The organism is Tabrizicola sp., from assembly GCF_034366665.1.
In the GTDB taxonomy this organism is placed as follows: Bacteria; Pseudomonadota; Alphaproteobacteria; order Rhodobacterales; family Rhodobacteraceae; genus Tabrizicola.
The window spans coordinates 19,043-27,900 of record NZ_JAXMMF010000066.1 but is presented as its reverse complement, the minus strand read 5'-3'; the positions used below and the strand labels follow the sequence as shown (position 1 = coordinate 27,900).

Genomic DNA, 8,858 nt, shown 5'->3' with positions numbered 1-8,858 from the left:
CAGGACACTGCCGGGCGAAGGCCTGGGTCAGGACATAGGGCGCGCGAAGGTTGGATTCCATATGCCGGTCCCAGCTTTGGCGGGTGGCGGTGTCGATCCGGTCGTATTCGAAGATCGAGGCGTTGTTCACCAGCACGGTCAGCGGGCCAAGCGCGGCGGTCACGGCCGGGACAAGGCCCTGAACCTGCGCTTCATCAAGCAGATCGGCCTGGAACGCCTCTGCCTTGCGGCCCATTGCGCGGATCTCGGCGACGACGGCCTTGGCCTCGTCAGCCGACGACGCATAGTGCACCGCCACGTCATGCCCTCGCCCCGCCAGATACAGCGCCATCGCGCGGCCAAGCCGCTTGCCTGCGCCCGTCACCAGTGCCGTCATTTCGCCTTGCCCCCGCAGTCACACGTTTTGGTGCCGATGAGGTAGCGCCCGCATTTGCCGCAGACAGGGGTGGATTTGCGTTTCCGCATCACCCGGGGCAGCGCGCCGGGGAACATTGCGCGACCGATCAGGGCGACGAGGATCATCGCGAGAAGGAAGAAGAGGATGACCTTGAACAGCATCTACAGGCCGTACCTGGCCCAAAGCGCCCGATCCTCGACCGCGCCCAAAGTCTCGTCCACCAAGGACAGGCCAAAGCGCTGGAAGAGGCTGCGCTTGCGGCCAAGCGGGAGGAGTTTCACCTTGTCACCATAAAGCTGTTTCAGCTTTGGCGTCATGTGGGCAACGCCGTCGGTCAGGCCGACGTCCACCGACTGCTGACCCACCCAGATGTCGGCGTTGAAAAGGTCGGCGCTGTCGTCCAGCCTGATCCCCCGGCTGCGGCGGACGTGGTCGATGAAGGCCTGATGGATCGGTCCCTGCAGGGCCTTGAGGCGTTCGATATCCTCGGGCCGCTGCGGCAGGAAAGGGTCGGCGAAGCTTTTCGACCGGCCTGCGGTGACGACACGACGTTCGACGCCTTGCCGCGCCATCAGTTCCGGGAAGCCGAAGCTGGCGAAGATCACGCCGATAGACCCGACAAGCGAACTGGGGTCCACCCAGATGTCATCCGCCGCGCAGGCCAGCCAGTAGCCGCCCGAGGCCGCGACATCCTCGACAAAGGCGTGGACGGGAACCTTCTTCTCGTCCGCCAGCCTGCGGATGCGCGCCGCGATCAGCGAGGATTGCACCGCCGAACCGCCCGGCGAGTTCACCAGAAGCGCTACGGCTGCGGGCTTCATCTTGAAGGCCTTCTCGATCAGCGGGGCCAAAGCCTCGTCGTTCAGGGCGCGGGTGCCTGTGCCGATGGTGCCGCCAAGGCGGATCACCGGGACAAGCGTGGGCTTTGGCAGGAAGGGGATGAAGCGTCTCATGTGGCAGAGGTAAGCCGTGCAGGGCTTGCGGGCAAGGGCATGGCGCGGCAGGGTCGGTCTTGAAAAGGGCAGGGCATGATCGACAAGCTGGAAATGTTCATCGCATTGGCCAAGGAGCGGCACTTCGGCCGCGCGGCCGAGGTTTGCGGGGTCACTCAGCCCTCGTTGTCGTCCGCGATCCGGCAGCTGGAGGATCAGCTGGGCGTGCAGCTGGTGTTCCGGGGCAGCCGGTTTCAGGGCCTGACGCCCGAGGGTCAGCGCGTGCTGGACCGGGCGCTGGGCATCGTCGGCGACGTGCGGGCGCTGAAGGACGAGATGCGGGTGGTGCGCACCGGGTTGTCGGGAAACCTGCGGATCGGGGTCATCCCGACGGCCCTGCCGATGGTGGCCGACCTGACGGGGCCGTTCACGCAGAAGCATCCGAATGTGCGGGTGTCGATCCTGTCGCGGACCAGCGTCGAGATCCTGACCGGGATCGAGGCCTTGGACCTGGAGGCCGGGATCACCTACCTGGACAACGAACCGCTGGGCCGGGTGTCGCAGGTGCCGCTGTATACCGAGTTCTACCGTCTGCTGATCGCGCCGGGGTCCGAGATGGCCTCGCGCCGGCAGGTGACGTGGAACGAGCTGTCCTCGGTGCCGCTGTGCCTGCTGACGTCAGACATGCAGAACCGGCGGATCGTGAACCAGCATCTGGGCGAGGCGGGGGTGGATGCCGTGCCGATGATCGAGTCGAACTCGACAATGGCGCTGGTGGCGCATGTGCTGACCGGGCGCTGGGCCTCTGTCGTGCCGAAGAAGCTTGCGGATATGTTCGTGGCGGATGGGCGGTTGCACTCGATCCCCATTGTCGAGCCGGAGGCGGAGCATACGGTGGGCCTGATCGCCGCGCGGCGGGACCCGCAGACTCCGGTTTTGCAGGCGCTGGTGGATGAGGCAGTGCGGCTGTTTCGATAGGCTATGTCTATCGACTGACGGTATATCGACATTGAATCACCTATCAATCCGGGCGTATACCTTTGCATGCTAGCCAGAGGTTTGCCCGCATGCTTGATTCCCACATCCAATCCGACCGGATCGCCGAGATCCTTGAGGCCCATCAGGGGTTGGAGGGGCCGCTTTTGCCGATCCTCCACGCGATCCAGGCGGCGTTTGGCTATGTGCCGGACAGCGCCATTCCGCAGATTGCCAAGGCGCTGATGCTGTCGAAGGCGGAAGTGCATGGGGTGATCAGCTTCTACCACGATTTCCGTTCGGCCCCCGCCGGTCGGCATGTGCTGAAGCTGTGCCGGGCCGAGGCCTGCCAGACCGTGGGCGCGGATGCGGTGGCGGACCGGATCAAGACGGCGCTGGGCATCGGTTGGCATGAGACGACGCCGGATGGCCGGGTCACGCTTGAGCCAGTGTTCTGTCTGGGCCTGTGCGCCTGCGGACCTGCGGCGATGATTGACGGGCGGCTGGTCGGTCGCTGTGACGAAGGCGTGCTGGCCGAGGTGGCGAAATGAAGGTTTACGTTCCGCTGGACAGCGTTGCCGTCGCGCTGGGGGCTGATGCGCTGGTTGCGGCCATTCAGGCCGAGGGTGCGGCGCGTGGGGTTTCCGTGGAGATCGTCCGCAACGGCAGCCGCGGGATGGTCTGGCTGGAGCCGCTGGTCGAGGTGGTTTCTGCAGCGGGGCGGCTGGGCTTTGGCCCGATGACTGTGGCCGATGTGCCGGGGTTGTTCGGCGATCTGGCCGCGCATCCGAAGGCGCATGGGCTGGTCGAGGAGCTGCCCTGGATGAAGGGCCAGACGCGTCTGACCTTTGCCCGCGTCGGTGTGATCGATCCGCTGTCGCTTGAAGATTACGTGGCGCATGGCGGTCTGGTGGGGCTGGAACGTGCCGCCAAGATGACCAAGGCTCAGATCGTGGCCGAGGTGACGGAGTCGGGCCTGCGTGGCCGGGGTGGCGCGGGGTTCCCGACGGGGATCAAGTGGAAGACCGTCAGCGAAGCCCCTGGTGAGCAGAAGTACATCGTCTGCAACGCGGACGAGGGCGACAGCGCCACCTTTGCCGACCGGATGCTGATGGAGGGTGATCCCTTCACGCTGATCGAAGGCATGGCGATTGCCGGTTTGGCCTGCGGGGCGACCAAGGGATACGTCTATATCCGCAGCGAATATCCGGTGGCGATCCGGGTGATGGACGCCGCGGTGAAGATCGCGCGGGACGCCAAGGTGCTGGGTCCGGCCTTCGACATGGAGATCCGCGTTGGCGCTGGGGCCTATGTCTGTGGCGAGGAGACGTCGCTGCTGAACTCGCTGGAAGGCAAGCGTGGCGTCGTGCGCGCGAAGCCGCCGCTGCCTGCGCTGCAGGGTTTCATGGGGCGGCCGACGGTGGTGAACAACGTGATCTCGCTGGCCTCGGTGCCGGTGATCATGGCCAAGGGCGCGGCGTTCTATAAGGACTTCGGGTTGGGGCGCAGCCGGGGAACGATCCCGCTGCAGATCGCCGGGAACGTGAAGTTCGGCGGGCTTTACGAGGTGGCGTTCGGCCTGACGCTGGGCGAGATCGTCAACGAGATTGGCGGTGGCACGGCCTCGGGTCGTCCGGTCAAGGCGGTGCAGGTGGGGGGGCCGCTGGGTGCCTGGTTCCCGCCGTCGCTGTTCGACACGCCGTTCGGGTATGAGGAGTTCGGCGCGAAGGACGGGTTGATCGGCCACGCCGGTCTGACCATCGCCGATGACAGCACCGACATGCTGCAGATGGCCCGCTTCGCGATGGAGTTCTGCGCCATTGAAAGCTGTGGGAAGTGCACGCCCTGCCGGATCGGCTCTACGCGAGGCGTCGAGACTATTGATCGGCTGGCCCGTGGCGATGCCAGCGCCATCCCGCTGCTGACGGACCTGTGCAACACGATGAAATCCGGCTCGCTTTGCGCCCTGGGGGGCTTCACCCCCTATCCGGTGATGAGCGCGCTGACCCATTTCCCCGATGACTTCGCCCGCGCGAAAGAGGCTGCAGAATGAAAGACTTCATCATCCCCGACCGCGATTTCGGCACCCCCGCCGCGAAATCGAAACAGATGGTCACGCTGACCATCGACGGCTTCGACGTGACCGTGCCGGAAGGCACCAGCATCATGCGCGCGGCGGCAGAGGTCGGGATCTCGGTTCCCAAGTTGTGCGCGACGGACAGCGTCGATGCCTTCGGGTCCTGCCGTCTGTGCCTGGTCGAGATCGAGGGCCGCAATGGTACTCCGGCCTCCTGCACGACCCCTGTCGCGCCGGGGCTGAAGGTCAAGACGCAGACCGGCAAGCTGAAGGACCTGCGGCGCGGCGTGATGGAGCTTTATATCTCCGACCACCCGCTGGACTGCCTGACCTGTGCGGCCAATGGCGATTGCGAGTTGCAGGACATGGCGGGCGCGGTCGGTCTGCGCGATGTACGGTATGAGGCCGTCGACACCCACTTCCGCGCGAAGAACACCAGCGGTGAGGCAAACCCGCAGTGGCTGCCGAAGGACGATAGCAACCCCTACTTCGCCTATGATCCGGCGAAATGCATCGTCTGCTCGCGCTGCGTCCGGGCCTGTGAGGAAGTGCAGGGCACCTTCGCGCTGACCATCGAGGGCCGGGGCTTTGACAGCCGCGTGTCCTTTGGGGCCAAGACAGACAACGCACTCGCCTCCGACTGTGTCAGCTGTGGCGCCTGTGTCCAGGCCTGCCCGACCGCGACGCTGACCGAGAAGTCGGTGATCGACATCGGCACCCCGGACCGCAGCGTCATCACCACCTGCGCCTATTGCGGTGTGGGTTGCAGCTTCAAGGCCGAAATGCGGGGCGATGAGCTGGTCCGCATGACCCCCTACAAGCACGGCAAGGCCAACCGGGGACATTCCTGCGTCAAGGGCCGCTTCGCCTATGGCTATGCCACGCACCAGGACCGCATCCTGAAGCCGATGATCCGCGACAGCATCGACCAGCCCTGGCAAGAAGTGTCCTGGGCCGAGGCGATGGACTTCGCCGCCGCCAAGATGAAGGGCATCCAGGCCAAGTACGGGCGGAATTCGGTCGGCGTGATCACCTCGTCGCGCTGCACGAACGAGGAAACCTACCTCGTTCAGAAGCTGACCCGCGCGGTGTTCATGAACAACAACACCGACACCTGCGCCCGTGTGTGCCATTCGCCCACCGGCTATGGATTGGGCCAGACCTTCGGGACCAGCGCCGGGACGCAGGACTTTGACAGCGTCGAAGAGTCGGACGTGATCATGGTGATCGGTGCGAACCCCTCGGCCGCGCACCCGGTCTTTGCGTCGCGGATGAAGAAGCGGCTGCGGCAGGGCGCGAAGCTGATCGTCGTTGACCCTCGGCGGACCGAGACGGTGGAAGGCCCGCATTACAAGGCGGCGCATCACCTGGCGCTGACGCCGGGGACGAACGTGGCTGTGGTTTCGGCCATCGCGCATGTGATCGTGACCGAGAAACTGTACAACGAGACCTTCATCCGTGAACGCTGCGACTGGGATGAATTCCAGGACTATGCCGAGTTCATCGCGGCCCCCAACCACTCGCCCGAGGCGACGGAAATCCTGACCGGCGTTCCGGCAGAGGAGCTTCGCAAGGCCGCGCGTCTGTATGCGACCGGCGGCAACGGGGCGATCTACTACGGGCTGGGCGTGACGGAGCATTCGCAGGGGTCGACCACCGTGATCGGCATCGCCAACCTGGCCATGCTGACCGGCAACATCGGCCGCAAGGGCGTGGGCGTGAACCCGCTGCGCGGGCAGAACAACGTGCAGGGGTCCTGCGACATGGGGTCGTTCCCGCACGAACTGCCGGGCTACCGCCACGTGAAGAACCCCGAGGTCCGCGCGATCTATGAGGCGGCCTGGGGCGTGACCATCGACCCGGAACCGGGCCTGCGCATCCCGAACATGCTGGACGCCGCTGTCGAGGGCACCTTCAAGGGGTTGTACTGCCAGGGTGAGGACATCCTGCAATCCGACCCCGACACCCACCACGTCGCGGCGGGTCTGGCGGCGATGGAATGTGTGATCGTCCACGACCTGTTCCTGAATGAAACCGCGAACTACGCGCATGTGTTCTTCCCCGGCTCGTCCTTCCTGGAAAAGGACGGCACTTTCACCAACGCCGAGCGGCGGATCAACATGGTCCGCAAGGTGATGGCGCCGAAGCAGGGCTATGCCGACTGGGAAGTGACGCAGCTCTTCGCCAACGCGATGGGGGCGGGGTGGAACTACACCCACCCGAGCCAGATCATGGAAGAGATCGCGCTGACGACGCCGTCGTTTGCGGGCGTGAACTACGAGAAGCTGGAGACGATGGGCTCGGTCCAGTGGCCGTGCAACGAGAAGGCGCCCGAGGGCACTCCGCTGATGCACATCGACGGGTTCGTGCGCGGCAAGGGCAAGTTCATCCGGACCGAGTATGTGGCGACGGACGAAAAGACCGGCCCGCGCTTCCCGCTGTTGCTGACCACGGGGCGTATCCTGTCGCAGTACAACGTCGGCGCGCAGACGCGGCGGACGGCGAACGTGGTCTGGCATGATGAGGATGTGCTGGAGATCCACCCGCACGACGCCGAGAACCGTGGCATCCACGACGGCGACTTTGTCCGTCTGGCCTCGCGGTCGGGGGAAACGACGTTGCGGGCGACGATCACCGACAAGGTCAGCCCCGGTGTGGTCTACACGACCTTCCACCACCCGGACACGCAGGCGAACGTCATCACGACGGACTTCAGTGACTGGGCCACGAACTGCCCGGAATACAAGGTGACGGCGGTGCAGGTGGCACCCTCCAACGGGCCGTCCGAGTGGCAAGAGGAATACGCGGCACAGGCGGCCCTGTCGCGGCGGATTCTGGCGGCGGAATGAAGGGCGCGCGGGCCACTCCCCGATTGGTGTTCGGAAGCTCGGTGACACCGGGCGACCGGGTGCTGCCCGAGGAAGTGGCCGTCGCGCTGTCGTTCAACGGGACCACGCAGGCGGTGATGATGGCGACCCCGGCGGACCTGAAGGACTTTGGGGTCGGGTTTGCGCTGACCGAAGGGATCGCCTTGCCCGACGATATCCTGTCGGTCGAGGTGGAGACGGTGCCGCGCGGGGTGGACGTCCAGATCTGGCTGCACCCGGAAGCCGAAGCGCGGCTGTCGGCGCGGCGTCGCACCATGTCGGGGCCGGTGGGCTGCGGGCTGTGCGGGATCGACAGCATCGAGCAAGCCTTGCGGGAGGTGCCGGTTGTTCCGCCCTCGGCGTTCCGCATGACTGGCTCGCAGGTGCTTGCGGCGGTGGCGGCCTTGCCGGGCGAACAGCGGCTGCATGACGCGACCCGGGCGGTGCATGGCGCGGCGTTCTGGAACGGGCGGGTCCTCATGGCGCGTGAGGATGTGGGGCGGCACAACGCGCTGGACAAGCTGGTGGGCGGGATGGTCAGCCAGGGCATCAGCCCGCAAGGCGCGGTGGTGCTGACCAGCCGCGTGTCCACGGACATGGTCCAGAAGGTCGCCATGCTGGGTGCGCCGATGATCATCGCGGTCTCGGCCCCGACGGCCGAGGCGGTGGAACTGGCCGAAGCGGCGGGGATCACGCTGATCGCGCTGGCACGGGGGGACCGGTTCGAGGTCTTCTCGCATACGGATCGTTTGAAGATGGAGCAGGCCCATGTCGGCTGAAAAGATCACGCGGATGGCGAACCAGATCGCGCAGTTCATGGAAACGAAGCCCCATGCCGAGGGCGTGGCGCTGCTGGCGTCGCATATCAATGACTTCTGGGACCCCCGGATGCGCCGCCAGCTGTTCGAGCTGCTGGATGCCGGTGGTCAGGGGTTCCGGCCCCTGGTCCTTGACGCGGCCGGGGCGATCCGGAGGCCGGCGGCAGAGGCTGCCTGAAGCTGCAGTCCGGTGGCAAGCCTTCGCCAGACCGTCCTGATCGTTGCCGCGCTGAACCTGGCCTACTTCGGGGTCGAGTTCACTGCAGCCCTAAGCGCGGGATCGGTGTCGCTGCTGGCGGATAGTGCGGATTTCCTGGAAGACGCCGCGGTAAACATCCTGATCTTCTTCGCCCTGGCCTGGACTGCCACCCGCCGGGCCAATGTCGGCAAGCTCTTGGCCGCGCTGCTGCTGATCCCTGCGCTGGCGTTCCTGTGGATGCTGATCGCCAAGCTTCTTCACCCCACGCCGCCCACCGCCGAGGCATTGACGCTTGTCGGACTGGGCGCACTGGCGGTGAACCTGACTGCCGCCCTGCTTCTTGCCCGCCACCGCCGGACCCAGGGCTCGCTCACCCGGGCTGCCTTCCTGTCGGCGCGAAACGACGCCTTTGCCAACATCGGCATCATCGGCGCGGGTCTGGTCACAGCCGCCCACCCCTCGATCTGGCCGGACATCGTCGTCGGTCTGGTCATCGCCGCAATGAACCTGGATGCCGCGAAGGAGGTCTGGGAGGCCGCACATGACGAGGCGAAAGTGGCCAAAACCTAAGGGTTTGCAGGCGATGGACAGCC

General features: G+C 65.7%; 10 protein-coding genes. 7 read left to right on the top strand and 3 right to left on the bottom strand.

The annotated features are described in order from the left end of the window. From U1E69_RS09315 to U1E69_RS09305, 3 genes are all read right to left on the bottom strand, one after another. Nucleotides 1-376: SDR family NAD(P)-dependent oxidoreductase (locus U1E69_RS09315; protein WP_322244110.1), on the bottom strand; the 376-nt coding region annotated here is incomplete at its 3' end. Next, nucleotides 373-558, bottom strand: coding sequence for a hypothetical protein (locus U1E69_RS09310; RefSeq protein ID WP_322244109.1), 186 nt, complete (start codon nucleotides 556-558; stop codon nucleotides 373-375). The genes U1E69_RS09310 and U1E69_RS09315, both read right to left, overlap by 4 nt. After that, nucleotides 559-1,350: a S49 family peptidase gene (locus U1E69_RS09305; RefSeq protein WP_322244108.1), complete on the bottom strand. Its 792-nt coding sequence runs from the start codon at nucleotides 1,348-1,350 to the stop codon at nucleotides 559-561. Nucleotides 1,351-1,425: 75 nt separating this feature from the next. Between U1E69_RS09305 and U1E69_RS09300 the strand changes: the two genes are divergently transcribed. The 7 genes from U1E69_RS09300 to U1E69_RS09270 all read left to right on the top strand — a co-directional run bounded on the left by U1E69_RS09300 (nucleotide 1,426) and on the right by U1E69_RS09270 (nucleotide 8,835). Then, nucleotides 1,426-2,307: a LysR family transcriptional regulator gene (locus tag U1E69_RS09300; RefSeq protein WP_322244107.1), complete on the top strand. Its 882-nt coding sequence runs from the start codon at nucleotides 1,426-1,428 to the stop codon at nucleotides 2,305-2,307. 89 nt (nucleotides 2,308-2,396) lie between these two features. Beyond that, nucleotides 2,397-2,855: a formate dehydrogenase subunit gamma gene (locus U1E69_RS09295; protein ID WP_322244106.1), complete on the top strand. Its 459-nt coding sequence runs from the start codon at nucleotides 2,397-2,399 to the stop codon at nucleotides 2,853-2,855. Further along, a complete protein-coding gene (locus U1E69_RS09290; protein WP_322244105.1) occupies nucleotides 2,852-4,357 on the top strand; it encodes an NADH-quinone oxidoreductase subunit NuoF in 1,506 nt (501 codons plus the stop codon). Before U1E69_RS09295 ends, U1E69_RS09290 begins: the two co-directional genes overlap by 4 nt. Beyond that, entirely contained in the window at nucleotides 4,354-7,230 is a 2,877-nt protein-coding gene (gene fdhF / locus U1E69_RS09285) for a formate dehydrogenase subunit alpha (protein ID WP_322244104.1), read from the top strand. The genes U1E69_RS09290 and fdhF overlap by 4 nt, the downstream gene beginning before the upstream one ends. Continuing rightward, nucleotides 7,227-8,027: a formate dehydrogenase accessory sulfurtransferase FdhD gene (gene fdhD / locus U1E69_RS09280; protein WP_322244103.1), complete on the top strand. Its 801-nt coding sequence runs from the start codon at nucleotides 7,227-7,229 to the stop codon at nucleotides 8,025-8,027. Before fdhF ends, fdhD begins: the two co-directional genes overlap by 4 nt. After that, nucleotides 8,017-8,244, top strand: coding sequence for a formate dehydrogenase subunit delta (locus tag U1E69_RS09275; protein WP_322244102.1), 228 nt, complete (start codon nucleotides 8,017-8,019; stop codon nucleotides 8,242-8,244). Before fdhD ends, U1E69_RS09275 begins: the two co-directional genes overlap by 11 nt. A 12-nt stretch (nucleotides 8,245-8,256) precedes the next feature. Further along, nucleotides 8,257-8,835, top strand: coding sequence for a cation transporter (locus U1E69_RS09270; RefSeq protein WP_322244101.1), 579 nt, complete (start codon nucleotides 8,257-8,259; stop codon nucleotides 8,833-8,835). The last annotated feature ends 23 nt before the right edge of the window (nucleotides 8,836-8,858 follow it).

What these genes read in the sequence shown, in the direction of transcription:
- fdhF (WP_322244104.1), top strand. Translation starts at nt 4,354, where the DNA reads ATGAAAGACTTCATCATCCCCGACCGCGATTTCGGCACCCCCGCCGCG.
- U1E69_RS09310 (WP_322244109.1), bottom strand. Translation starts at nt 558, where the DNA reads ATGCTGTTCAAGGTCATCCTCTTCTTCCTTCTCGCGATGATCCTCGTC.
- U1E69_RS09305 (WP_322244108.1), bottom strand. Translation starts at nt 1,350, where the DNA reads ATGAGACGCTTCATCCCCTTCCTGCCAAAGCCCACGCTTGTCCCGGTG.
- fdhD (WP_322244103.1), top strand. Translation starts at nt 7,227, where the DNA reads ATGAAGGGCGCGCGGGCCACTCCCCGATTGGTGTTCGGAAGCTCGGTG.
- U1E69_RS09275 (WP_322244102.1), top strand. Translation starts at nt 8,017, where the DNA reads ATGTCGGCTGAAAAGATCACGCGGATGGCGAACCAGATCGCGCAGTTC.
- U1E69_RS09295 (WP_322244106.1), top strand. Translation starts at nt 2,397, where the DNA reads ATGCTTGATTCCCACATCCAATCCGACCGGATCGCCGAGATCCTTGAG.
- U1E69_RS09300 (WP_322244107.1), top strand. Translation starts at nt 1,426, where the DNA reads ATGATCGACAAGCTGGAAATGTTCATCGCATTGGCCAAGGAGCGGCAC.
- U1E69_RS09290 (WP_322244105.1), top strand. Translation starts at nt 2,852, where the DNA reads ATGAAGGTTTACGTTCCGCTGGACAGCGTTGCCGTCGCGCTGGGGGCT.